The following is a 24,394-nucleotide window of genomic DNA, read 5'->3' as shown; positions in this document are numbered from 1 at the left end:
GGGTTCGGCACTTTGAAAAAACAGGAATTTTTAATAGCAATATGAGCGTTTTTTCAGCATAAACTAAAGCAAAACCCGATTGAAAACTGAATATTGAGCTTTATTAAATGTCCCTTTTTTGAAAGCTCTCTTGGAAACGATAATGGAAGGGATGTGGCGGCTGCCATGAAGCAACTGAATCAAACCCTTAACAGGAAAGATGCCGAAAAGAGAATCCCGATTGTGCGCATGGAAATTGATGCGGAATTGGCGCTTTTACACAGGGCGATGCAGCAAAAAGACGCTGAGACGATAAAACAGTGCAAAGAGAAGCTGGAAGAATTAAGGCGCGAAATGATTCTTTTGGAGATTTGAGCAGGATACGGATTGCGGACCGCAGGTTTGACCGTTCTGTTATTTTTCGTCATGGCTGAAGACAAAGATAAAAGTCTGCCCGTTCGATACCGAAGCCCATTTTAATCATCGCAGTCAGGCGGTGATTTTTCTTTTTGCAGCAAAATGCGTTACTATTTTAAGTAATAAAGAAGCACACGGAAGGGCCTGGAAGTGTCCGCCTTGCGCGGAAACGGGAACCCGCCTGCGAGGGAGCGATCAAATGAATCAAAAAGACTGGCTGATTCTTGAGAAAAGGGCGACAGAATGGATAAAGGAGGCGGGAGAACGATTAAAGCAGTCATTCTCCGCGCCTCTTGAAGTCAGCTGCAAGAGTGCCCACAACGATCTGGTTACAAATATGGATAAGGAAATTGAGAAATTTCTGGTCGGAAAGATAAAAGACTATTACCCAGATCATAAAATCGTTTCGGAAGAGGGCTTCGGGGATGCTCCGGGTTCGACGGACGGCGTCGTCTGGTTTCTCGATCCGATTGACGGAACCATTAACTTTGTGATGCAGCGGCGCTTTTTCGCCATATCCATCGGCGTCTACGAGAACGGGGCCGGCAAAGCAGCCTTGATCTATGACGTGATGGCCGGCGAGCTGTTTCACTGTCTTGCCGGGAACGGGGCCTTTCGCAACGAAACACGGCTTGCGCCTCTGAAAAAAGTCGCTGTTGAGGACGCCCTGATTGATCTAAGCGCGACATGGATCAAACCGAACAGACGGATCGATCAGGATATTCTCACGGATATCGTCCGCAGGTGCAGCGGTACCAGAGCCTACGGGGCGGCTTCTATTGAGCTGGCTTACGTTGCCGCCGGGCTGATCGACGCCTACTTTACCATGAGATTGTCGCCGTGGGATTTTGCCGCCGGACTGATTCTGATCGATGAAGTCGGCGGAACCGCAACACGGGCAGACGGAACCGCGATTGATCTGCTTTCCGTCACGTCGATACTGACCGCCGGTCCCGAGCTTCACGGGGCGATCGCGCGGCACATCGGCCGTCAGACGGCATCCGGAAAGTTTCTGAACGAACCGCATTAAGATAAGACCCGGCGTAAAGCCTTGTTTCTGACAGCCTTACTTTTTCGGCGTCCGTGACGCCTGCTGTTTCGCTTTGATAAAGAATCCGAGCCACATGAACAGGATAAAGGCAAAAGCGGCCAGCAGAGCCAGCAGACCGTTTCCGTAGGCGATGGCTCCGGCGACCCCGACTAAAGCGGCGACAACCAAAACGGCCAGAATAGCGAGAAAAACATTCATCATAATGAGCACCTCCACCAACAATCATAATCGGAGAAAGAAAAAAGTACAACGGACGTGTATCCGATTCAACCAAGAAATAATTTTTCAAAGAAATATGATAGTTTGACAAAAAGGCTTCCTCTGTGAGAAAATAATTTGCATGTGTATTTTACGGAATAAATTATTTAATTATAATCAGTCATTGGAAATAAATGAGGAGAGTTAAAAGAAATGACAAAACGCAGGGAAGAATTGAGAAATATTGCGATTATCGCACACGTCGACCATGGCAAAACAACGCTTGTCGACAAGTTGCTGATGCAGTCGGGGACGTTCCGCAAAAATCAGCAGATCCATGAACGGGCGATGGATTCAAACGCAATCGAAAGGGAACGCGGCATCACAATACTGGCGAAGAATACGAGTCTGACTTACAAGGACCATACGATAAATATTGTCGATACCCCGGGTCATGCCGATTTCGGAGGAGAAGTCGAGCGGATCATGAAAATGGTCGACGGCGTGCTGCTGCTGGTCGACGCTTTTGAAGGCTGTATGCCTCAGACGAGATTCGTTCTTAAAAAGGCTCTGGAGGAACATCTGAAACCGATCGTTGTTGTGAATAAGATTGACAAGCCGATGGCAAGGCCCCGCGAAGTTGTGGATGAAGTGATCGATCTATTCATCGATCTGGGTGCCGATGAAAGCCAGCTGGAATTCCCGGTAGTCTATACTTCGGCAGTTAACGGCGTTGCGGGCACCGATCCCGACCATGTCGATCAGGATATGAGCGTTGTTCTTGATATGATTCTGCGGGATGTACCCGCTCCGGTCGACAATCGCGACGAGGGTCTGCAGTTTCAGGTAACGATGCTCGATTATAACGATTACGTTGGCCGCATCGGCATCGGGCGGATCTATCGCGGCAAAATCAAGGTCGGCGAGGAAGCGGCGCTGGTTAAAAACGGCGGAAAAAGCGTTGAAAAATTCCGGATTACAAAGCTTTTCGGATTCCATGCGCTTAAAAGAACCGAAATTAAAGAGGCTGCCTCCGGGGACATCATCGCGATCACGGGAGTCTCCGATATTGATATCGGCGATACGATTAATGATGTTGATAAAATTGAACCGCTTGCTCCGCTCAGAATTGATGAACCGACGCTGAAGATGACTTTCCTTCCGAACACGAGTCCCTTTGCCGGACAGGAAGGCAACTATGTCACAAGCAGAAAGATTGAAGATCGTCTGATGGCGGAAATGGAACGCGACGTCAGTCTGAAAGTGGAACTTAATTCCGATTCGCATGATTCATGGATCGTTTCGGGACGCGGCGAACTTCACCTTTCGATCCTAATCGAAACCATGCGCCGTGAAGGCTTTGAGCTTTCCGTTTCGAAGCCGAGCGTCATCACCCGGGAAGTTGACGGCAAACTCTGCGAGCCTTATGAGTCTGTTCAGATCGACGTGCCTGAGGAATACGTCGGGGCTGTCATTGAATCGATGGGGACACGGAAGGCTGAACTCAAGGACATGAGACAGGAGCAGCCCGGACAGACACGGCTGGTATTTATGATCCCTTCCCGCGGACTGATCGGCTATAACCGGCAGTTCATGGCCGACACGCGCGGTTACGGAATTCTGAATCATTCCTTCGATCACTTTGCTCCGTTTATTAAGGAGGAGATCGGCGGACGCAGGAACGGCGTGCTGATTTCTATGGACCAGGGACAGACGACGGCTTACTCTCTGGCGGCTCTTGAAGACCGCGGCGAGATGTTTGTCGGGCCGGGCGTCAGTGTCTATGAAGGGATGATTGTCGGCGAGCACAACCGTGAAGATGATCTGACCGTCAACGTGACCAAAGCCAAGCATGCCTCGAATGTCCGGTCGTCAAACAAGGATCAGACCGTGACCTTAAAAGAAGCAAGAAAAATGTCTCTTGAGGATTCGCTGTCTTATCTGAATGAGGATGAATACTGCGAGATCACGCCGAAGAGCGTCAGGATGCGTAAAAAAATCCTGAATAAAGGCGAGCGCGAGCGCTTTGAGAGACGAGGCAGCAAGATTCCGAAATTTAACGGCTGATGCCGATTGATTATGAAAAAACGTCTGCAGTTTTTCTGCAGACGTTTTTTCATGGTTAAAGCGTGCATTTCAAAGAAAGTCATATCGGCATTTTTCCGGCCGTCATCCGCGCCGCCGCTTACGCCGCGAAAGGATTTTTACCGTTCTTTGCTGCTTTTTTCCCCTTTTGCAGGCAAATGAAGGGTGAATTTGCCTGTCGCCCAGCGTGCTCTTGTCCGTTCGCCGATTCGTTTCGAACAATCTTCGCACATAAAAGTATGAATAGGCCGGTTTCTCAGACGTTTGGCGACTGCCGACTGATCATCGAGCTGGCAGATTTTTCCGCACAAAACGCATTTGACCCGCATATCTCACAACCCCCTTTGTCCTACCTATCAAGTATAGCAGGTTTTCATCTTTTTTATGAGAAAGATGCAGGCAGGGTCCGGCCGGCCGACTGATCATCCCTGTCCGCAGGGCTTAGGGATTAATGCGACATGGAAAAAAGTTCTTTACTGTTACTATAAGTTAATCATAACAATGGGTAACCGGATGGTTCAGCAGGCGATCTGCCCAGTGCAGATACCGGTGCCCGATCCCCTGTTTAACGGATTCCGCTTGCATCAGGCGAGTCTGCAGCTCTTTTGCCTGAATTAAATAGTTCAATGAAGCAGTATAGTTTCTTATGGACAGTGAATGCCTGGCTGATTGTTGCGAGGCAGTCTCTTATATCGCAGATGATTAAGAAAGTGGCCCAAACTTATAAAACATAATATAGGCATACTTTTTTATCTTTCGTTGTTCTCATATTCAGTGGCCAGTATGCGGGCTTCTTAATTGCAATTATTTTACTGACCTTTGACGAAGTGTTTGCGTTTCCGGCGATACCGGCCATAATCCGTTCAATGGCGCCAATGGGGCAAAAAGGATCCTATCAAAGCTTTGTGACTATATCATCCACCGCCGGAAGAGCGATCGGACCAGTGATAGGAGGAGCTATCGCTAAACAGATGTCCAACGCTTATCTCTATATTGTGATCATTATTTTGCTGGAAGTATCCGCATTCATATTTCACTGCTTGTTAAAACATGTTGGCTGTTATTGATTGGCGAAGGTATGCACATGAAACATTGCCAGAATTAGCTGGTAGGGTAACCGCAAATTCCGATATTTCAGATTAGAAAGCTGATCCTAATTGAATTTATCTGAACCAGGAATATATTTTAAGTAGCACTGTACGACATTTTGTTTAGCATTACATTATATTAGGTATCTTAAGCTCATTTTCCTGCTGGGCCGTCAGCCGATGAACGGTTTTTCCTGAGGCCGTCAATCTTTCGCAAGAAGGAGAGCGTTTCCGCGATCAATAACTTCCCTAACAATTTGATAGATCAGGTGCAACAGAATCGGAATCGGGCGCGGCGACCGAAACCCCGTGCGCAGCGACCGATAAATTGCTGTGAGCGAGAAAAGAAGCGAACGCCGGCTGAAAGCCATCCCCGTAACGGCGCGAAAAATCGCGAAAACCGCCCCGACCGAAACCCTGGCTGCGACGACCGAAAACCGCCCAATGCTGACCGAAACCCTCTCCGCGCTGACCGAAACCCCGTGCATGTCGACCGATAAATCCGGTGCGACGACCGATAAACTGCTGTGAGCAAGAAAAGAAGTGAAAGCCGGCTGAAAGTCATCCCCGTAACGGCTCGAAAAATCGCGAAAGACGCCCCCGACCGAAAACCTGGCTGCGACGACCGAAAACCGCCCAACGCTGACCGAAAACCTGTGCATAGCGACCGAAAACCGCCCAACGTTGACCGAAAACCTGTGCATGTCGACCGAAAACCGCCCCGCCCCGACCGAAAACCCATGCATAGCGACCGAAAACCGCCCGGCTATGACCGATAGACTGCGGCAGTGGGTGGATCCATCAATTGATGCTTTGGCCGTTACTGCCGATATTCTGCTATCTACTAATGATATTTTGCATTTTTCCTGTTGATGAGTGGCGTTTTACTGATATCCGGCATTTTCCGGCAATTTTCATCACGATTCGCAGGCATTCGTGCGGGCCGGAGAAAAAGATCGGACCCATGCACCGCCTGTCCGTGCCGGATAGCCTTCTTTTTCAGCGGAATCAAGCTCCATCCGCATGAACGTTCAAAAAAATAGACTGCCATCCGTGCCAAACGATCGCTTTTCGGAGAATTAATGGTGTTTCCGCGCCGCTCATTCGGGCACGGAAGAGGCCCCGGAGAGGATGTTTTGTCTCATTTTACCGTTTATAGAAAGAGTATCCTTTGCTTTTTAATGCATTTTCCCTATCCCGTGATTATTCTTGCAATTTCAAGATAGGGAATGTAAGATTAAACATAGATGTTGAATGAGACAGGGGGGATCAGATTGTCCACCGGAATGGCCATAGGTGAACGTGAAAAAGCCCATGAACTGCTGAAAGCCGATGCGCAGAAAATTTTGCAGCTTATTGGGGTGCAGATGGAGAATTTGACAATGCCCCAGTGTCCGCTTTATGAAGAAGTGCTGGATACGCAAATGTTCGGCTTATCACGCGAAATTGATTTCGCGGTTCGTTTGGGTCTCATTCGTGCCGATGAAGGAAGAGAACTGCTTGGTTCTCTTGAGCAGCAGGTTTCCGCTCTGCATGAGGCATCGACACACAAATAAATTAATCGCTCAAACTTGTACTCGTTACATTCCGTAAGGGGTTGGTTTGGGCTTTTTTTGCACTAGCAGCCTATTTTCGATCGGAAAGGAAGACCGATCGTCAGACGTGTCCTGTCTGGGCTTCCCATTCGGTTTGCGGCATCGCCCTGAATGCTCACGCCTTATCCGCGCATTGACATGATTCCGGCTTTAAAGGGTGATCTCGGTGCCCCGCGGAGAAATGAATTAAACAGGTGACTTGCATGATTAAGAAACTATTTCGCTACTACGATTATTCTTTGCTTGTTGTGATGCTCCTCCTTGTCGGTTTCGGGCTGATCATGGTATACAGCGCCGGCAGTGTGTGGGCGGATCTTGTCCTTAAGAAACCTTCGGATTATTTTTTTGTCAGACAGTTTGTATGGTGCCTGATAGCCGTTCCGGTAGGAATTTTCGGTATGCTGTTCCCTTATCAGGCTTATCGGTCTTTCGTGAAACCTTTGATTATTGTTTCGCTTGTTTTGCTTGTTCTGCTGTATTTTGCCGGTAAAACCGTAAACAGCGCTCAGTCGTGGTTCAGCGTCGGTACGGTAAGCTTTGAACCGGCGGAAATCGTGAAAATTACTTTGATCTTTTATCTGGCTTCTGTTTACTCGAATAAGCAGAAATCCATTTCCGATTTTAAGACATCCGTGCTCCCCCCGCTTATTATTGTCATGGTATTCTTTATTCTGGTTGCCTTGCAGCCGGATCTGGGGACGGCTCTGATTCTTATTTTTATTTCCGCGGTCATGGTATTGTGTTCCGGCTTAAAAATCAGGCATCTCTTTTTTCTGGCTGTTTCCACGGGCGGGTTTATCAGCCTGATGTTTGTTAAATTTCTGTTTAATTATCAGACCCAGAGATTTCAGGCCGCCTATGATCCGTTTTCAGTTGCGAGCACAACCGGTCGCCAGCTGATCAACTCCTACGTTGCCATTGCGGCCGGCGGTCTGACGGGCCGCGGATTAGGAAACAGCATTGAAAAGACGGGATTTTTACCGGAACCGCAAACGGATTTTATCATTGCCATCATTGGCGAGGAACTGGGGCTGCTCGGTATCCTTTTTGTTATACTATGCATCGCCTATCTGGTCTTTAAGGGATTTGTGACGGCGATCCGCTGCAAGGATGTCTTCGGCAGCCTGTTGGCGATCGGTATTTCCAGCATGCTGGCGATCCAGACATTTATTAATCTCGGCGCTGCGACAGGGCTCATTCCTATTACCGGCGTCACGCTGCCCTTTATAAGTTACGGCGGCTCATCATTGCTGATTATGATTTTTTCAATCTGTGTTTTGATAAACATATCTGCTTTTGTCAATATGAGGAGATCAAGCGTTACAACAGAAAGGGAGAAAGAGAATGTCACAACGCTCTATTAAAAAGCTGCTTGTTGCCAACAGGGGTGAAATTGCCATTCGTGTATGTAGAGCATGCACTGAACTCGGCATCCGTACGGTCGCCATCTATTCGAAAGAAGATATCGGCTCCTATCATCGCTATAAAGCCGACGAGTCCTATCTGGTCGGCGAGGGGAAAAAGCCGACCGAAGCTTATCTTGATATCGAGAACATTATCGAGATTGCCAAAGCTCACGGCGTTGACGCCATCCATCCGGGTTATGGTTTTCTGTCGGAAAATGCGGACTTTGCCAGGCGATGCGAAGAGGAAGGGATTCTTTTTGTCGGCCCGAAGCCTGAACATCTGGTGACCTTCGGGAACAAATCGACGGCACGGGCGGCGGCGGAGCGCGCAGGAATCACGGTGATCCCGGGTACCGGGGGACCGGTAAATTCCGTAGACGATGTCAGGCGTTTTGCCGCGGCGCACGGTTTTCCGATCATTATCAAGGCCGTGCTCGGCGGCGGCGGACGCGGCATGCGCATTGTCCGCAGCAATGAAAGCCTGGAGGAAGCGTTTGTGCGGGCCAAGTCCGAGGCCAAACAGACTTTCGGCAAAGAGGATGTCTATGTCGAACAGTACCTCGACGATCCTCGTCACGTCGAGGTTCAGGTCATCGCCGATCAGTCGGGAGAAACGGTGCATCTTTTCGAAAGAGACTGTTCCGTTCAGCGGCGCCATCAGAAAGTCGTTGAAGTTGCGCCGAGCCGGGGGCTGGGCGATAAACTGCGCCACGATATCTGTGAGGCAGCAGTCCGGCTGATGAAGAGCGTGAACTATCTGAATGCCGGGACTGTGGAATTTCTCATTGTTCCTTCCGGTAAATTTTATTTTATTGAAGTCAATCCGCGCGTTCAGGTTGAACACACGGTAACGGAGCTGATTACGGGGATTGATATTGTTCAATCGCAAATACTGATTGCTGAGGGATACGGCCTGCACGAAGATCCGGTCCTGATTCCCGAGCAGAAAGATATTCATACAAACGGTTATGCCATTCAGTGCCGAGTGACGACGGAAGATCCAAGCAATAATTTTATGCCGGATACGGGGAAAATCGTTGCCTACCGCAGCGGCGGAGGGTTCGGCGTGCGCCTCGATGCAGGAAATGCGTTCACCGGTTCCGTGATCACGCCGTACTATGATTCTCTCCTGGTCAAGCTCTCTACTTCGGGAAGGACGTTTAAGAGTGCCGCGGCCAAGATGCTGCGCAACCTTAAGGAATTCCGCATCAGGGGCCTGAAGACCAACATTCCTTTTCTGGTCAATGTGGTCCAGCATCCGGATTTTCTTTCCGGACGTGTCACGACAACGTTTATTGACACGACACCCGAGCTGTTCGTATTTGAAAAAAGCCGCGACCGCGGAACGAAAATGCTGACCTATATCGGCAACGTGACGATTAATGGATATCCGGGGATTCCCAAAAATAAAAAACCGGTGTTCGACGTTCCGCCTCTTCCAGATGTAAAGCTTTCCGATGCCTTTCCGAGAGGAACGAAGCAGATTCTTGAGGAAAAGGGAGCCCGTGGCGTTTCGGAATGGATTAAAGCGCAGCAGCATGTCCTGCTTACGGACACTACATTCCGCGATGCGCATCAAAGCCTGCTCGCCACGCGCGTCAGAAGCAGGGATATTGTCCGCATCGCGGCACAAACGGCGCATTTGCTGCCCCATCTGTTTTCGGAAGAAGCGTGGGGCGGCGCGACGTTCGATACGGCCTACAGATTTCTGAGAGAAGATCCATGGGCAAGGCTGCGCGAGATCCGCAGAAGAATGCCGAATATTCTCCTTCAGATGCTGCTCCGCGGGTCCAATGCCGTCGGCTATAAAAATTATCCGGACAATCTGATTAGAGAATTTGTCAAAGAGGCCGCTGCAGAAGGCGTCGATGTTTTCCGTGTCTTCGACAGTCTCAACTGGCTGGAGGGTATGCGGGTTTCGCTGGATGCGGTGATTGAAAGCGGGAAAATTGCCGAAGCCACCCTCTGTTACACAGGCGACATTCTCGATGGTTCGCGAACAAAATATAATCTGGATTATTATAAAAAACTGGCGAAGGAAATGGAAAATGCCGGAGCACATATTCTCGGCATTAAAGATATGGCCGGCCTGCTGAAGCCCGAAGCCGCCTACCGGCTCATCTCGACGCTGAAAGATACGCTGACGATTCCCGTTCATCTTCACACGCACGACACAAGCGGAAACGGCGTTTATACGTACGCCCGCGCGGTGGAAGCAGGTGTCGATATTATCGACGTCGCGGTTGAGGCCGTGGCGGGCACTACGTCGCAGCCGAGCGTCAATGCGCTTTATTATGCCATCGGCGAAAGCGAGCGGCGTCCGCAGGTTGATATCGGCGCTCTGGAGTCGCTCAGCCACTACTGGGAGAAAGTGCGCCGTTACTATTTTCCGTTTGAAAGCGGCATGAAGACATCTAATGCCGAGATATACAGGCTGGAGATGCCGGGGGGCCAGTACAGCAATCTTCGTCAGCAGGCGATCGCCGTCGGGCTCGGCACACGCTTTGAAGAAGTTAAAGATATGTATCGCCGGGTCAACCTTTTATTCGGAGACATCGTGAAAGTGACCCCTTCTTCAAAAGTGGTCGGAGACATGACTCTTTATATGGTGCAAAATGATCTGACTGAGGACGATATTTTTGAAAAAGGCGAGACGCTGGATTTTCCCGATTCGGTCGTTAACTTTTTTATGGGCGAAATCGGCCAGCCCTATCAGGGCTTTCCGAAAGAGTTGCAGAGTATTATCCTGAAAGGCAGAAAACCGTTGAACGACCGTCCGGGCAAGCATCTGGAACCGGTAGATTTTAATGATATCCGGACAATGCTTGAAGAAAAGTTTGAGCGCGACTTTAATAAAAGTGAAGTGCTGTCGTACGCGCTCTATCCGAAGGTATATATTGATTATCTGCATTTCTGTGAGACTTACGGCCGGCTTGCTGTCCTCAGCACGCCGACGTTCTTCTACGGGCTCCGCCTCGGCGAAGAGGTTGCTGTCGAAATCGAAGAGGGAAAGACGCTGATCGTGAAATTGATCTCGGTCGGCCAGCCGCATAAGGACGGAACGCGAACCATTTATTTTGAACTCAACGGCCAGCCCCGCGAAGTCTCGATTAAAGACATGAACATCCAGTCGACGGAAGTCGTTCATTCGAAAGCCGATAAAAATAATCCGATGCAGATCGGGGCTTCGATGCCCGGCACGGTCATCAAGGTGCTCGTTTCTTCCGGCGAACGTGTAAAGAAGGGCGATCATTTGCTGGTCACTGAAGCGATGAAAATGGAAACGACCGTTCAGGCACCGAGCGACGGTATCATTAAGAAGCTTTATGTGGGTGAAAATGATGTTATTGAGACGGGCGACCTGATGATCGAGCTGACGGATTAAAGCGGCAAGAAGCTGAATAATTAAAAAAGGAGAGGAGCGTATGCTCCTCTCCTTTTTCGGCATTCAACATAAAGTAATGCAGCAGCTGCTGCGGGTCATCGGTGTTCCGGTCCGCCGGTTTTCCTCAGACTGAGCATCAGCAGAATCATCAGTAATCCGAAGAAGCAGGTGACAAACAGGGAATGCAGAATTAAAGAATAGAGTGCCATATGCGACTTAATAATGATGATTCCGGAAACAGACTGAAGAAGGACGAAAATGAGCGATAGAAACAGAGTGACGGACAGGCTGGGAACGTTTTTATAGCGTTTTAAGCAGACAACCAGCGTAACGATCAGCCAGAGCAGAATAATGAACGCCAAAACGCGGTGCAGATACTGGACACCCGCTTTGCTGACGAGCGGCTGCGGGAACAAGCGCCCGTTGATGAGCGGAAAGTCCGTGCTTCCGAGAGTGGATCCCGTATGGCGGACGAAGGCGCCCGAGTAGATCAGAATGTAGGAATAAATGCTCAGCAGAATAAAGTTCCAGCGCATGCCGTGGTGAATCGGCGGCGCGATCCGGCGGGCGTGCGGCCCTGTTCCCTCAAAAACAATAAAAGCGATCAGCAGCATGCTGGCGAACGAAAGCAGCGAGATGCCGAAATGGAGAGCCAGGACGGGACCGGATTGTCCCCAGACGACTGCGGCCGCCCCGAGAAATGCCTGAAGAAAAATAAAGAAGACGGAGGCGATCGCCAGAAACTTTGTTTCTCTCACATGTTTCAGCCGGATCCAGATCCAGACGGCCTGAACGACAGTTAAAATTGATGCTATTCCGGAGACGATCCGGTGGCTGAACTCAATCCACGTCTGCTGTTTATCCGCGGTCGGAATCACCTGTCCGTTGCAGAGCGGCCAGTTGTTTCCGCACCCGTAAGCCGATCCGGTATTCGTCACGAGAGCGCCCATCAGTATGACAATTAAAACGGACAGTACACCTGCGATGCTCATAATTCTCAAGTAGCGGTCTTTCATATGTATCCTCCTGTTTTCCTATGCTTCGGCAGCATATAAAGGCATGATTCATAAAGCTTTTTACAGTTATATTCTAACAGATCCGGGATCAATTGCGAGAATGTCGGCCTTTATTTTGTACGAGCATTGTCGGCTCATCGCAACGGATAAGTGATTAATATCATTGTACTTTATTGAAGACAAAGCGGCGGCCTTCATTTATAATAAAACTGGGCGTGAATTATTCAGAACGGATTGCAGATAAAAGGTAAGTTTCCATTTACATTTAAACGATATGAAATCGGGAGCTCCGGTACGCGGCAATTGCCGTACCGGATAGGGACCGGATGAAGTGCCGGCTATTTCTTGGAAGGAAGGTCTGAAAATGAATAAAACGATTGTATCCGGACAAACATTTGAAAAGAAAGAGACGCTTGAGTCTGCCGACGCCGTCGGCATGACGTTTAAAGATGTTTTGACAACGGTAAAAATGGGAATTGTCAATTCAAACCTGATTACCGTTTTTACGGGTGTCTGGCTTGCGCTCTATTTCACTCAGCAGCCTATCTCCTCTTTTATTTTCCCGGTTCTTTTTGTTCTTGTCGGAACCGGGCTGATTATCGCGGGCGGATGTTCTTTGAACAATTATATTGACCGTGATATTGATCAATTAATGGAAAGAACGCAGGAGCGCCCCTCGGCGACAGGCAGGTTTGAAGGAAAGAAAGTCTTGACGATGGGAATCATTCTATCGTTTGCCGGGCTTGCGGCGCTTTTCGCAGCTTCCCAGACGTCTGCCTTGTTCGGCCTGATCGGCTTGATCGTTTATGTTATTATTTATACCCTGTGGCTGAAACGGACGCATTCGATCAATACAATTGTCGGGAGCATTGCCGGGGCTGTGCCGCCGATTATCGGCTGGGCGGCCATTGATCCTTCGCTTAATTCGCCCGTTCCCTGGCTGCTGTTCATGATCATGTTTCTCTGGCAGCCTCCCCATTTTCTTGCCCTGGCGATTAAGCGTGTCGAAGAATACCGGCGTGCGGGCATTCCGATGCTGCCGGTCGTGGCCGGATTCGGGATAACGAAGCGTCAGATGATTATCTACGTTGCCGTCCTTGTTCCGGTTTCTCTGCTTCTTTATTCGCTCGGTGCCGTTTATACAGCGGCCGCGGTGATTCTGGGCTTTGGCTGGCTGGCTCTTTCTGTGTACGGACTATATACGAAAGACACGGTAAAATGGTCGAGAATCATGTTTGTCGCCTCGCTGAACTACATGACGCTTCTGTTCCTGGCGATGATCGTTTCAACGTTTTTATAATTGCCGGCAGCCGAAGATAACAAAATACGAAGAGAGGGGCGCCGGCCGGCGTCCTTTTTTTGTTGTACCGAATTGTACGGCTGGACAGAAACGCCGCGTGCTGCGGGACCCGCCCATCTGTGCCGGGGATCCGGCGAAGCCGTGCTTTCTAATTTCTTTTCCGGGACAATAGACTAGTAAGTGAATGTTCGGGAAGGAGAGTGGAAACAAATGGCGGTTATCAGAAAAATGACGGCAGCGGATACAGAGGCATTTCTGCGCTTCAACCGCATATTGGGCGACGAGGCGAAATATATGCCTTTTGCAGGGAATGAGTGCCCAAACGCTGCTGCGCCGATGCATAAACGTCTGAAAGAAACAGAAAAATCGGTGCACAGCGCATGGTTTGCAGCCGAACATGACGGACAATTGATCGGTTTTACGGCTGTATTGGGCGACGGAAGGGAACAGATCCGTCACCGGGCGCGGACGGTGACAGCCGTCCTTCAGGCGTGGAGGCGGTTGGGCTACGGCAGGCTTCTGCTTGAAAAAGCCGAAAGCTGGGCAAAAGAAAATGATATTTTCCGACTGGAACTGACCGTTATGTCGGTCAACCGTCCGGGCATGCTGCTGTATGGGACGGCCGGCTATCAAGTGGAGGGGACACGCAAAGCGGCGGTTGTTCTGGACGGGAAACGCGTGGATGAATTTTATATGGCCAAGCTTCTCCAATGATCGTCTGACGGTGCAGACTCCTTATGTGTTTAGCGGCAGCGGGTTTTGGCGAAAATGATGCTGGATGACGAAGGAGGAAGCTTGATGAAAAGATCGGCCTTTTTCAGGTATCTTAGTTTTTTTTTCGCTGCTTTTGCCCTGACTGCCGCCTGCACTTTCATTACGCATGCGAGTACTGTTCAGACGGCGGAAGAACCATCGACATCGTCTTCTCAAAACGGGGATCATTTTTCTCCTGTCAATTCCCCGGAACGGCTGCTGGCCAATCGGATTAACGGAGAAAGGAAGAGGGCCGCACTGCCCGCACTCAAAGCTGACTGGGATCTGTTCCGGTTCGCACGTTCGTCTGCCGAAGATCTGGCTGCGGGACGGAGCGAAAAAGTCGATGTGGCGAAGCTGACCCGCCTTTTTGGCCGCGGCGGCGGTCAAGTCGTGGCATTGGTATTTCGCGCGTCCCTTAACGCACACTTTTCTCCGGCAGCAGAGCGTCTGGCCGACCATGAGGAGCGGCTCATCAAGAAAAAGACGTTAAAAAGAATCGGAACCGGCTACGCGACCGGGAAAAAAGGACAGGTCTGGGTGGTTCTTCTGTCCGAATAGATAAAAATGAGTATTCCTCTCCCCTCACGTATTCTGTTGGGCCGCGGCGTGAAAGCGCCGTCGATTTTTCCGAAAAACGATCGGTTTGCATGAGCAGCAGTCTATGGCTCTGAATGTTCAAGCGGACGGCGATTTATTCCTCAGAAAAGAGGGGTATTCTGCACGGACGTCATAAATGACGACTTATCAACCGCGGCAGGCCGTTTATCGATCGTTAGAAGCCGTTTATCGGTCATGACATCCGGTTTATCGATCGTTAGGTGCCGTTTATCGGTCATGACACCCGGTTTATCGATCGTTAGAAGCCGTTTATCGGTCATGACACCCGGTTTATCGATCGTTAGAAGCCGTTTATCGGTCATGACATCCGGTTTATCGATCGTTAGAAGCCGTTTATCGGTCATGACACCCGGTTTATCGATCGTTAGAAGCCGTTTATCGGTCGTTAGAAGCCGTTTATCGGTCATGACACCCGGTTTATCGGTCGTTAGAAGCCGTTTATCGGTCATGACGCCCGGTTTATCAGTCGTTAGGTGCCGTTTATCGGCCGCCGCCGGCGCTTGATCGATCTTCAGCCGGTACACCCGGTTATCAACCGCGGGAGTCTATCGACTGTTGCCGAAGTTTATTAATCGCGGAAACACGCTCCGTCTTTCAAAAGATAGATGATTTCAGGAAGAGTCGATCATCCATTGACGGTACAGCGGGACAAAGAGCTGAAGGGATACCCAAATAGATAAAAATCGGAAGGCGTTCATGGAAAAATTCCGTACTGAAACAACTCTTTTCCCTGCCAAACGCAAAAGTTGATATAATGAAAAAAAGTATTTATGTTTCAGAAGGAGGAAATGATGTTCCGGAAAATCAATCTGATCATTTTTTCCATAGCCGTTATTGTTTTTGCCGGATCATTTTTAATGAATTCCGGGAACGATCCCGCATCCGGACGAAACATTCAGATAAACAGTCATCGGACATCGGCCATTGCCTCTGACAGCCGTTCCGGCCCAACCGTTCCGAAGAGCGGAATACAAACATTCATGGGGAAGAGCCAGTCCGATATACTGAAAACGTTAGGAAAACCGGAGCGCATTGACGATACCAAGTACGGTTATCAATGGTTCATTTATGGAACAGGAAGTGAAAGCTACTGCCAGATCGGCATTGATCAGACGACGCACCGTGTGACCACCATCTATGCGCTCGGGAAAAAACTGCCGACAGCGCCGTTTGTGATCGGGGGGCAGTCTAGGACAAGTTATAACAATGTCCCGCTTCAAAATAACATTTCTCTGGCCTACAAGGGAACGGACATTGATTTTAATTTAAGTGAAGCAGACATGACGACCCGTCCGCTGATCAAGTTCGGCGGCATCTGGGTCCAGCTGACTCATGATCATGTGACGAACAGTCTGGTCGGCGTGCGCTACATGTCTGCCGATGTCCTGGTCAGGCAGCATCCGTATTCCATGAGCTATCTTGGCCGTCTGCCTGCGGACCCCGTTCTTTCCGGCCGGGATTGGCAGGCTGTCGATCAGGCGGAAGACCGGGAAATTTTTGATATCAGCAATCTTCTGCGGCTGCGTTTCAAAGAACAGCCGCTGAAATGGAGCGATGCCGCTTACCTGGCGGCTTATCAGCACAGCGAGGAAATGAAGCAGAAAAATTATTTTTCCCATGAGTCAAAGTGGTCGGGAGATCTAAAGACACGTCTTGAAAAGGAAAACATTCTGTTTCAGCTGGCAGGCGAAAATATAGCGGCCGGGTATCCGGATGCCATTGCGGTCACGCTTGGATGGCTGAACAGCATCGATCATCGAAAAAATCTATTGAACGGCGCTTTTACCGAATTGGGTGTCGGATCCTATCAAAATTATTACACACAGGATTTTGTGAAGCCGATGAATCCGTAAATGAAAACGTGCCGCGGGAAAATCCGGAACGGCCGGCCGCCGATATTTTTTGAATTTTGGGCGCACATCTTTTCCGACAGACGATTATGATGATCGTAGAAGGGCTGCAGAAAGGAGTGTGCGGACAAATGGCTGAGCAGAAAACGAATGAAGCAATCAAGCGGTTTAAATTGTTTCTGCGCGCTCATCCGGAAATCGTCAATCATGTCCGAAGCAAAGGGAAAAAATGGAGCGATGTTTTCGATGATTGGGTGATTTTCGGCGAATCGCATGAAATCTGGAAAACATACGGCGTAGATATCGAGAAGAAAAAAAAGGAAACGAAGCCTGCATTTAACTGGAATAAAGTACTGAATGCCGTTGATAAAATAGATACCAAACAGTGGCAGGAAAGGCTGGATACAATAAGCGGGGCGCTGACGGGCATTCAGACGTTTATCGGACAGTTTACGCAGGACGGCGGACAGAGCGGCCGCGCGGGGCAGGACGGCGGACAAAATGTTTCCGGAAGCACTTCGCCTTCCCGGCCTTCCGGCGGGACAGGCGGAGAGCAAAGACCATTTTTCTTTCGAAGGGATTGAGGCAATTGAGGCGCGAAGTACAACGCTACCTGGACGAGAGGCCCGAGGAGAGACTGTTCGTGCGCCTGCATCCTGAATGGTACCGCAAGCTCAGCCGGTCCCCTCAGGATCTGGCCGGGCTGAAGCGGGAGGCCGATTTTTTTTTCGGACGAACATTCGGCCAGAGGCTCGACAGACTGAACAGCCAGGCAAATATGCTTTTGCTGATGATGAGCGTCGCCCAGGCGATGGGCGCGGAAAATGAGAAAAAGGCCGGGCCGGGCGGAGGAAGTGAAGCGGCTGATCCGGCATGAGCTTTCCGCGGCACGGGTACTAACAGGATATAAGCCTGAATGGAAGTTTCCCTCCATTTGTTGTATATTTTAATTAAGCCGGAGGTGACAGAAATGATTGCGACGATAGAGAATACGTCTCTCCTCGACGAGACGGACGGTCTGGCTCAAATGTTTGTTCATTCGGAGCCATATGCCCATTACGCCGATTCAAGGGCGAAAATGGAGCAGGACGAGACGGCGCAGGCGCTGATCCGGCATTTTATCCGGATCAGGGAAAAATATGATGAGGTTCAGCGATTCGGGCGCTACCATCCGGACTATAAAACAGTGATCCGGCAGATGATGGAAGCGAAACGTGCCGTCGACCTGAACCCGCTCGTCTCCGAATACCGGAGAGCAGAGAAAAAGATGGAAGATTTGCTTGGACAGGTCAGTTTGCTGCTTGCCCGTGCTGTTTCAGATTCCATCAAAGTCCCGACAGGCGATCCGTTCTTTGATCGGTCCTGCGGGACGGGATGCGGTTCCGGCGGCAAATGCGGGTGCCGTATTTGAAGGCCGGGCGGGCTGTGAACCCGAAATGAAAACAGACAAAGAAAAATAGATAAGCTGATTCAACAGGGGTGGTTGCGGCAATGCCTTTTCAGAAAAGAGACGGACTCGTTATCTGGCTTCATAATCTAAAATATTTGCGCGTTCTGAGACGCTACGGTTATGTCCACTATGTATCGAAAAAGATGAAATATGCGATCTTGTATTGCAATAGCGAAACGGCCGATTCTGTTATCAGCCAGCTGTCCAGAATGAAATTTGTTAAGAGTATCGAACATTCACAACTGCAGGAATTGCGGACGACTTATGAAAACGGAAAAACAAAAAGAGAAGAAAGAGATCAGATTTACAATTGCTAAAAAATGCAGTGAACGGCAGCGGCAGAAGGGCCGTACTTCCCGGCCGGAGAATCCGGTACAGGCAATTCGGGAGAAAAGCCGCTTGAACAAAAAGAAACCCGCAGAAATCTGCGGGCTGTCTTAACGCATCGATTGATGCAAGACAATGGGAGAGGAGAAACCGGCGGAAAACTTATGGGGAAACGTAAGCATCCGCGGTTGGGTCAACATCTTAAAGGATGCTGCCAGCTCCTATTATTCACTCGTCCCATGGATTCTATACATCGTAAGCAGCGATTTTTCGGGACAGGCACGGGAGGAAAATCAGTGAGAGTCATTGCCGGAGAAAACAAAGGGAGGACGCTCAAGCCGGTTGGCGGCCGTCTTACCCGTCCGACTACGGACAAAGTTAAGGAAACTATTTTTAACATGATCGGACCTTTTTTTACGGGCGGAAGAGCCCTTGATCTTTACGGCGGCAGCGGCGCTCTCGGACTCGAGGCTTTAAGCCGGGGGGCGGACGTTGCCGTTTTTGTCGACAAAGCCGGTCCCGCCTGCCGTGTTATTCATGAAAATATTAAAAATTGCCGCTATGATAACCGTTCGGCCGTTTTACAGCTTGATGCCGCCAGGGCGATTGAGCGGCTGGCGGGTGAGGGAAAGCGCTTTGATTATGTTTTTCTCGACCCTCCCTATGCGAAACAGCACCTCTCAAAGGATATTGCCAGGATGCTTGAAACAGATCTGCTGTCCCGCGAAGCCGTTATTGTCGTTGAGCATGAAAACACGGTATTGCTTCCCGAACGTTTCGAACCGAATCTGATTCGCTGGAAATATCGGACGTATCAGGGAAAAACAGCCGTTTCGATTTATATTTTTCAGCCTGAAGACCGGGGAAGTGAATCCGTTGAGTGAAAGAGTTGCCGTTTATCCCGGCAGTTTTGACCCGATCACATTCGGCCATCTGGATATTATCCACCGCGGCATGACCGTTTTCGATAAAATTATCGTTGCCATCCTGAACAATCCGCGGAAGAATCCGCTGTTTACGGTAGATGAGCGTGCCGACCTGCTGAGACAGGCAACGGCCGGCCTTCCCGGCGTCACGGTGGATTCGTTTGACGGCCTGCTGATGGACTATGTTCGGGAGAAGAATGTCCACATCGTTCTTCGCGGCCTGCGGGCAATTTCCGATTTCGAATACGAGCTGCAAATCGCTTCAATTAATAAAAGCCTGTGCCCTGACATTGAGACGTGTTTTATGATGACAAGCAACAAATATTCTTTTCTGAGTTCCAGTATGGTTAAAGAAGTCGCGAAGTACGGCGGACCTGTGCATGAATTGGTTCCCCATGCTGTCGAAAAAGCATTGAAAAAAAAGTTTGTATAAGAAATAAGAGTCCTGCGAAAGGGAGAAAAAGGCTGAAGCGGAGCCGGGCGCTGCGCCTTGCCTTCCTGCCGCCGGCATCTATCGGAATGCTGTCGGGCGGGAACGGCCGCTGCGCCTACGCTTTCATTTCCACAGGAACGGGATGTCTTCATACTGCGTGCAGCACGTGTTTCCGCGGTGCGGACGGGAGTGACGCGCCTGTTCGGAGTCCTGCTTCGGAGCCATCCCTCCCCAGTGGAAGAGCTTTTTTCGGGACCTCTCTGCAGCGGCTATTTCTGGTGCGGCGATCCGATCGTCCTTTTCAGAAGGATCATGATAAAGATCAGCAGCACGCTCACGGTGACCCAGGGGCCGAGGGCAGAAGCACTGCCTGAAAGAACTTCGGATCGCGGACTGAAGGCCAGTGCCGTTTCGTTTTTCAGTTTTTCGTCTATATGAAGAAATCCGTACAGAAAGAGGGCGGCAGCGCCGGAAAAGAAGGCGTGGAAGAGCCGTCCGATGAGAAAGGGTTTGGCGCTGAGTCCGGCCTGCGAAAGGATACTGACGGCCTGGGCCTGTATGGAAAAACCGCAGAAACCGAGCAGCGCACTTGCCAGCACGACCCGTTCGATCAGCGGAGCCGGCCACCCCCCTATCTGGCGGACGCCGATGGTCAGTTCGAAAATACCGGGAACGGCGGCAGTGCCGAGATCCGGTTTGAATCCGGCAATGCCGAGAAGAAAACCGAATGCTTTCGCAAGCAGTGCCGAAACGCCGATCTGGATCATCAGCTGATTGATCATGGAAAAAAGGGCAATAAATCCGCCGATCGTAAGCAGGATGCCGACTGAAGAAGTAACGGCGTCGCCGAGTGCTTTTCCGAATGGCTGATATCGTTTCAGCCGCTCCTGGTGCATACTGCGCAGCGCTTTTGAAAACACTGAATGGTGAAGGCGCTCGTCGGCCGCTTTGTCTTTTCCGGGTTTGTAGCAGCGCATGATCAGCCCGACGCCGATGTTTCCGATGTAGTGAGCCAGTGCAAAGACAAAGCCGAGTACGGCCTGATGAAAAAATCCGATGGCGGTGACGCTGAATAGAAAGAGCGGATTGCTGAAGTTTGTGAAGCTGGACAGCCGCTCCGCCTCGATTTTGGTCAGTTTCTTCTCTTCGTACAGCCGCGCGGTCATCCGTGCACCGGCCGGGAAACCGGAGACGAGCCCCATCATAAAGACGAATCCTCCGATTCCGGGCACTTTAAAGATCGGCCGCATGATCGGTTCCATCAGGACGCCGGCAAAGGTGACAACGCCGAATCCGATCATGAGTTCGGAGAGAACGAAGAAGGGGAACAGCGCCGGGAATACTTTGTCCCACCATAACTGCAGTCCCTGGAGCGAGGCGTTGACCGCTACGGTCGGATATTTAACCATCAGAAAAGCCAGCCCCGCAGAACCCGCCGCGAGGAAATAGGTAACGCTCCTTGAACGGTTCATTGTCTCCCCTCCTTTTTTTGTTTGTATACGAGTTTGTTCGAAAAGGAGGACAAAGGGGGCCGAGGTCAGGCAAAGCGCCATGTCCTGCGGCATGCCTGACTACTGGCCCGGTCCCGGGCGTCGAAGGTCGGGAAAGCGCAGCTTCAGGCTGCCTGCGCGTGCTTTCACAGGATGTGATAGCTTCAACGTTTTGTACAGGACGTACGCGTTCTTAGTCGAAGTTTCCCTGTTAAATACGTGAGGAGCGGAGAAGCAAGCTGACGCGGAACTTCCACAGGATGTGGTGACTTCTGCGGTGCACAGGACGTGTGCGTTATTAACAGAAGCTCCTTTTTACTTTTTTCCCGGACTTTTCGAACACCCATTTATATGGGAAACAGCAACCTGTCCATTCATCACTATACTGAAAAGCGGGCACAGTTAGACCATCTAGTTGATTGAATAAATAAACCAATGATTCCGTTCATATGGATGATACGGAAACGGTGCCGGTCTTCATGGACCTGTTTTTCCGGAGCGTTGCCGTCCATTTTAAATGAAAGCAATCATTCACGAAACGGGGATGGCGAATATTTCACAGCGCAAAAAAAGAATTTTACGTTGGACAATCCTGATAGTCGTTCTGGTTTTACTTGCGCTGAATTTTGTCAGGCTCCCATATTACGTTCAGAGCCCGGGTAACGCCCAATCGATGGCGAAGACGGTGAAGGTAGCCGGCGGACATCGGGTAAACGGGGAATACAGGCTCGTGTACATATACCTCGGCCAGGCGAATATTTACCAGTACTTATGGACGAAATACGGCGGAAACAAGTACGTCACACTTGTTAGTGAAAATCAGGTAAAAATTCCGAACGAGAGCGATGCCGCTTATAATCTTCGCCAGGAAAACTATATGACATCCGCGCAGCAGAGCGCGACTTATATGGCTTATAAGGCGGCGGGGAAAAAACCGAAGCTGATCAGGGAAGGAATTTTGATTCTGGACGTTATGCCGGGGATGCCCGCCGCAAAAGTACTGAAGCCGGGCGATCTGATCATCGGTATGGAAGGCAGAAAGATTTCTTCAACCGGCGATCTGGAGGCCCTCCTTAAAAAGAAAAAATTGGGTGACCGATTTAAGCTGACGATTTCCAGAAATAAGCAAACAAAACAGGTTGCGGTGCAGATTGCAAAATTTCCTAAAGATCTGATCGGCAGCGGAAAAAGCAGCGGGATAGGAATCGTTCAGAGCGATCAGATAAAGGTAAGCGTCGATCCGCCGGTTCAATTTACGATCCAAAATATCGGGGGCCCTTCCGCCGGACTGATGATGACTCTTGAAATTTACGATCAGCTGACGCGTGCAGATCTGGCCAGGGGACGGGATATTGCCGGAACGGGAACCATTGAAATGAGCGGCGCTGTCGGACCGATCGGCGGGATCGAGGATAAGGTGGTCGGCGCTGCCAAATCCGGTGCCGGCGTTTTCTTTGCTCCGACTGCGGATCATGAATTTGAAACGGCAAAACGAACGGCGAAAGAAATCGGATCGCAGATGAAAATCGTTCCCGTAAAAACCTTTGCGGATGCCGTGAACTATCTGCAGCGCACAAAATGATTGGAAACGGGCTGTGGTTCCGCGCGTCAGCCGCCGGCGCCGATGAAGCGCCCGTTTTTTTCGTCATAGCGGATGGGCGCATGGCTTGTTTCCGAAGAATAGGAAAGCGGCGGCTGTCCGTTACCGGAAAGGAAGTCGTAGAGCTTTGCCGCTCTGATATCGAGATCGAGAAGAGGATCGCGGTGCTTTCTGATTTTGGCAATCAGCGGCACTTGAAGGTCCTTGCGGATCGCTGCGAGATAGTTCTGCCCCTTTCGGCTCATGCCGAGCAGGCGCAGATACGGAACTTCTCCGGCGGCTGCCGGCTGCCGGGCTTCGCTCTTGAGGGTATTGGTCAGGACGTGAACCGAGAGGCGCTGCAGCCTTGCCCAGGTGTAGCGTTTTGTTTTCACGGCCGCGATAAAGCCGTTAAAGCTGTCTGCGCTGCCGATGCGGGACAGCAGCCGATGTTCGATGCCTTCTTCCATTTCGTAAATGAGGGAAAGCTGCTCTGCGGTCGATGACAGCAATTTGTATTTAAGGAATGGGAAAAAGGTTTCCCATTCCGTCAATCCGCCGAATCTGTTTCTCCTCTCCAGAGAAGAATAGACATAGGGCGGAAGTTTATTTTGAAGATTGGCGGGGGATCGGCCGCCGAGAAGATAGCTTCGGATGCTTCTCGCGCTGGCGATCGGGGCATCGTTTGCAAACGTTCTGTCGCTGTGTCCGCTTTCCTGCCGGCGAATGGTCAGCGGGATCATGCTGCTTTTTCGATCGTGAATTGCTTCAATGTAATGGAATCCGAGGCTGTTGTTCGGCTGTGTCAGGTCGACAAATTCTCCTGCCGCCGCCGATGAGAGCAGCCGATAGGCGGCAGCGTGGGCATTCGGATAGCTTATGCCTTCGTGGAGCGCCTCTTTGAGCGTTTGATCGTAACGGGCTTTGTTGTTTTCAATCAAGGAAAGAGTCTGAAAAAAAGGCTCGATCCGGCCGATTTCGCTTCCGAAGGCCAGATGAGTCGCGCCCAGCCGATCCAGTATGGAAACGGCACCGCGAGCAAAGACATCGGCCTTCCCGACTGCAAAAACATAAGGGAGCTCAATGACCAGATCGATGCCGGCCTGAAGGGCCATACGGGTCCGCTCCCATTTAGAGACGAGCGCCGGTTCCCCGCGCTGCAGAAAGTCTCCGCTCATCACCGACAGGATAAGATCGGGGCGGAGCGTCTGCCGAAGCGTATTCAGCTGATAGAGATGTCCGTTGTGAAACGGATTGTATTCGGCAATGATTCCGGCGATGTGCATATGCATCTTCCTTTCCGCCGCTTTTAGTTGAACGGCCGGCAAAAATCATTTTACCATATTTTTTCCCCGACAAGAAATTGGCGCCGGCAGAGAGGCTGTGATAATCTAAATTCAGGCGGAATGCGTGGATTGACATTCCGCAGGGCGGAGATTATAATT

General features: G+C 50.4%; 24 protein-coding genes and 1 pseudogene. 18 read left to right on the top strand and 7 right to left on the bottom strand.

Going from position 1 to position 24,394, the window contains the following annotated elements; translation table 11 throughout:
• The first annotated feature begins 165 nt into the window (after positions 1–165).
• Both OYT88_RS01345 and OYT88_RS01340 read left to right on the top strand, forming a co-directional pair.
• Positions 166–354 carry a YkzI domain-containing protein gene (locus OYT88_RS01345; RefSeq protein ID WP_274397561.1) on the top strand — a complete coding sequence of 63 codons (189 nt, stop codon included), beginning with the start codon at positions 166–168 and terminating at the stop codon, positions 352–354.
• A 241-nt stretch (positions 355–595) separates the two neighbouring features.
• Positions 596–1,426, top strand: coding sequence for an inositol monophosphatase family protein (locus tag OYT88_RS01340; protein ID WP_274397560.1), 831 nt, complete (start codon positions 596–598; stop codon positions 1,424–1,426).
• 36 nt (positions 1,427–1,462) lie between these two features.
• Here OYT88_RS01340 and OYT88_RS01335 read toward each other — a convergent pair whose 3' ends face one another.
• Entirely contained in the window at positions 1,463–1,648 is a 186-nt protein-coding gene (locus tag OYT88_RS01335; protein ID WP_274397559.1) for a hypothetical protein, read from the bottom strand.
• A gap of 210 nt (positions 1,649–1,858) precedes the next feature.
• Between OYT88_RS01335 and typA the strand changes: the two genes are divergently transcribed.
• Positions 1,859–3,712, top strand: coding sequence for a translational GTPase TypA (typA, locus tag OYT88_RS01330; RefSeq protein WP_274397558.1), 1,854 nt, complete (start codon positions 1,859–1,861; stop codon positions 3,710–3,712).
• Between the two features lie 137 nt (positions 3,713–3,849).
• On the opposite strand, the gene OYT88_RS01325 is transcribed toward typA, so the two are convergent.
• Complete coding sequence (locus OYT88_RS01325; protein ID WP_274397557.1) at positions 3,850–4,059, bottom strand: YlaI family protein; 210 nt, start codon at positions 4,057–4,059, stop codon at positions 3,850–3,852.
• 432 nt (positions 4,060–4,491) lie between these two features.
• On the opposite strand from OYT88_RS01325, the pseudogene OYT88_RS20865 reads away from it, so the two are divergent.
• Positions 4,492–4,797, top strand: a pseudogene (locus OYT88_RS20865) (MFS transporter); the annotation flags it as partial.
• Positions 4,798–5,021: 224 nt separating this feature from the next.
• On the opposite strand, the gene OYT88_RS01320 reads toward OYT88_RS20865, so the two are convergent.
• Positions 5,022–5,480: a hypothetical protein gene (locus tag OYT88_RS01320; RefSeq protein ID WP_274397556.1), complete on the bottom strand. Its 459-nt coding sequence runs from the start codon at positions 5,478–5,480 to the stop codon at positions 5,022–5,024.
• 624 nt (positions 5,481–6,104) lie between these two features.
• Between OYT88_RS01320 and OYT88_RS01315 the strand changes: the two genes are divergently transcribed.
• The 3 genes from OYT88_RS01315 to pyc all read left to right on the top strand — a co-directional run bounded on the left by OYT88_RS01315 (position 6,105) and on the right by pyc (position 11,204).
• Positions 6,105–6,374 carry an Fpa/YlaN family protein gene (locus tag OYT88_RS01315; RefSeq protein ID WP_443029700.1) on the top strand — a complete coding sequence of 90 codons (270 nt, stop codon included), beginning with the start codon at positions 6,105–6,107 and terminating at the stop codon, positions 6,372–6,374.
• A gap of 242 nt (positions 6,375–6,616) precedes the next feature.
• Positions 6,617–7,777, top strand: coding sequence for an FtsW/RodA/SpoVE family cell cycle protein (locus tag OYT88_RS01310; RefSeq protein WP_274397554.1), 1,161 nt, complete (start codon positions 6,617–6,619; stop codon positions 7,775–7,777).
• Positions 7,758–11,204 (top strand): pyruvate carboxylase, encoded by a 3,447-nt coding sequence (pyc, locus tag OYT88_RS01305; protein ID WP_274397553.1) that lies wholly within the window; start codon positions 7,758–7,760, stop codon positions 11,202–11,204. The genes OYT88_RS01310 and pyc overlap by 20 nt, the downstream gene beginning before the upstream one ends.
• A gap of 95 nt (positions 11,205–11,299) precedes the next feature.
• Here the strand turns inward: pyc and OYT88_RS01300 are convergent, their stop codons facing one another.
• Positions 11,300–12,220, bottom strand: coding sequence for a COX15/CtaA family protein (locus tag OYT88_RS01300; protein WP_274397552.1), 921 nt, complete (start codon positions 12,218–12,220; stop codon positions 11,300–11,302).
• Between the two features lie 364 nt (positions 12,221–12,584).
• Here OYT88_RS01300 and cyoE point away from each other — a divergent pair, with 364 nt between their 5' ends.
• The 3 genes from cyoE to OYT88_RS01285 all read left to right on the top strand — a co-directional run bounded on the left by cyoE (position 12,585) and on the right by OYT88_RS01285 (position 14,834).
• Entirely contained in the window at positions 12,585–13,520 is a 936-nt protein-coding gene (gene cyoE, locus OYT88_RS01295) for a heme o synthase (RefSeq protein WP_274397551.1), read from the top strand.
• Between the two features lie 210 nt (positions 13,521–13,730).
• Positions 13,731–14,234: a GNAT family N-acetyltransferase gene (locus tag OYT88_RS01290; protein WP_274397550.1), complete on the top strand. Its 504-nt coding sequence runs from the start codon at positions 13,731–13,733 to the stop codon at positions 14,232–14,234.
• A gap of 84 nt (positions 14,235–14,318) precedes the next feature.
• A complete protein-coding gene (locus OYT88_RS01285; RefSeq protein WP_274397549.1) occupies positions 14,319–14,834 on the top strand; it encodes a CAP domain-containing protein in 516 nt (171 codons plus the stop codon).
• A 140-nt stretch (positions 14,835–14,974) separates the two neighbouring features.
• Here the strand turns inward: OYT88_RS01285 and OYT88_RS01280 are convergent, their stop codons facing one another.
• Positions 14,975–15,418, bottom strand: coding sequence for a hypothetical protein (locus OYT88_RS01280; RefSeq protein ID WP_274397548.1), 444 nt, complete (start codon positions 15,416–15,418; stop codon positions 14,975–14,977).
• 267 nt (positions 15,419–15,685) lie between these two features.
• On the opposite strand from OYT88_RS01280, the gene OYT88_RS01275 reads away from it, so the two are divergent.
• From OYT88_RS01275 to coaD, 7 genes are all read left to right on the top strand, one after another.
• Positions 15,686–16,747, top strand: a complete 1,062-nt coding sequence (locus OYT88_RS01275; protein WP_274397547.1) for a CAP domain-containing protein — start codon at positions 15,686–15,688, stop codon at positions 16,745–16,747.
• 128 nt (positions 16,748–16,875) lie between these two features.
• On the top strand, positions 16,876–17,328 hold the full coding sequence (gene ylbD / locus OYT88_RS01270) for a spore coat protein YlbD (RefSeq protein ID WP_274397546.1): 453 nt from the start codon (positions 16,876–16,878) through the stop codon (positions 17,326–17,328).
• A gap of 5 nt (positions 17,329–17,333) precedes the next feature.
• Positions 17,334–17,621, top strand: coding sequence for a YlbE-like family protein (locus tag OYT88_RS01265; RefSeq protein ID WP_274397545.1), 288 nt, complete (start codon positions 17,334–17,336; stop codon positions 17,619–17,621).
• A gap of 93 nt (positions 17,622–17,714) precedes the next feature.
• Positions 17,715–18,155 carry a YlbF/YmcA family competence regulator gene (locus tag OYT88_RS01260; RefSeq protein WP_274397544.1) on the top strand — a complete coding sequence of 147 codons (441 nt, stop codon included), beginning with the start codon at positions 17,715–17,717 and terminating at the stop codon, positions 18,153–18,155.
• Between the two features lie 80 nt (positions 18,156–18,235).
• Complete coding sequence (locus OYT88_RS01255) at positions 18,236–18,511, top strand: YlbG family protein (RefSeq protein ID WP_274397543.1); 276 nt, start codon at positions 18,236–18,238, stop codon at positions 18,509–18,511.
• A gap of 306 nt (positions 18,512–18,817) precedes the next feature.
• On the top strand, positions 18,818–19,405 hold the full coding sequence (rsmD, locus tag OYT88_RS01250) for a 16S rRNA (guanine(966)-N(2))-methyltransferase RsmD (protein WP_274397542.1): 588 nt from the start codon (positions 18,818–18,820) through the stop codon (positions 19,403–19,405).
• The gene (coaD, locus tag OYT88_RS01245) at positions 19,398–19,880 is read left to right on the top strand and encodes a pantetheine-phosphate adenylyltransferase (RefSeq protein ID WP_274397541.1); all 483 of its coding nucleotides are present in this window, start codon (positions 19,398–19,400) and stop codon (positions 19,878–19,880) included. The genes rsmD and coaD overlap by 8 nt, the downstream gene beginning before the upstream one ends.
• Before the next feature lie 269 nt (positions 19,881–20,149).
• Here the strand turns inward: coaD and spoVV are convergent, their stop codons facing one another.
• A complete protein-coding gene (gene spoVV, locus OYT88_RS01240) occupies positions 20,150–21,352 on the bottom strand; it encodes a dipicolinic acid transporter SpoVV (protein WP_274397540.1) in 1,203 nt (400 codons plus the stop codon).
• Positions 21,353–21,887: 535 nt separating this feature from the next.
• On the opposite strand from spoVV, the gene OYT88_RS01235 reads away from it, so the two are divergent.
• Entirely contained in the window at positions 21,888–22,952 is a 1,065-nt protein-coding gene (locus OYT88_RS01235) for a SepM family pheromone-processing serine protease (protein WP_274397539.1), read from the top strand.
• A gap of 26 nt (positions 22,953–22,978) precedes the next feature.
• Here the strand turns inward: OYT88_RS01235 and OYT88_RS01230 are convergent, their stop codons facing one another.
• The gene (locus tag OYT88_RS01230; RefSeq protein ID WP_274397538.1) at positions 22,979–24,241 is read right to left on the bottom strand and encodes a nucleotidyltransferase; all 1,263 of its coding nucleotides are present in this window, start codon (positions 24,239–24,241) and stop codon (positions 22,979–22,981) included.
• Positions 24,242–24,394 lie beyond the last annotated feature (153 nt).

It is taken from the genome of Sporolactobacillus sp. CQH2019 (assembly GCF_028765345.1).
Lineage (GTDB): Bacteria > Bacillota > Bacilli > Bacillales > Sporolactobacillaceae > Sporolactobacillus.
Note: the sequence above shows the minus strand (reverse complement) of the source record. Positions and strands in the feature narration are given on the sequence as shown.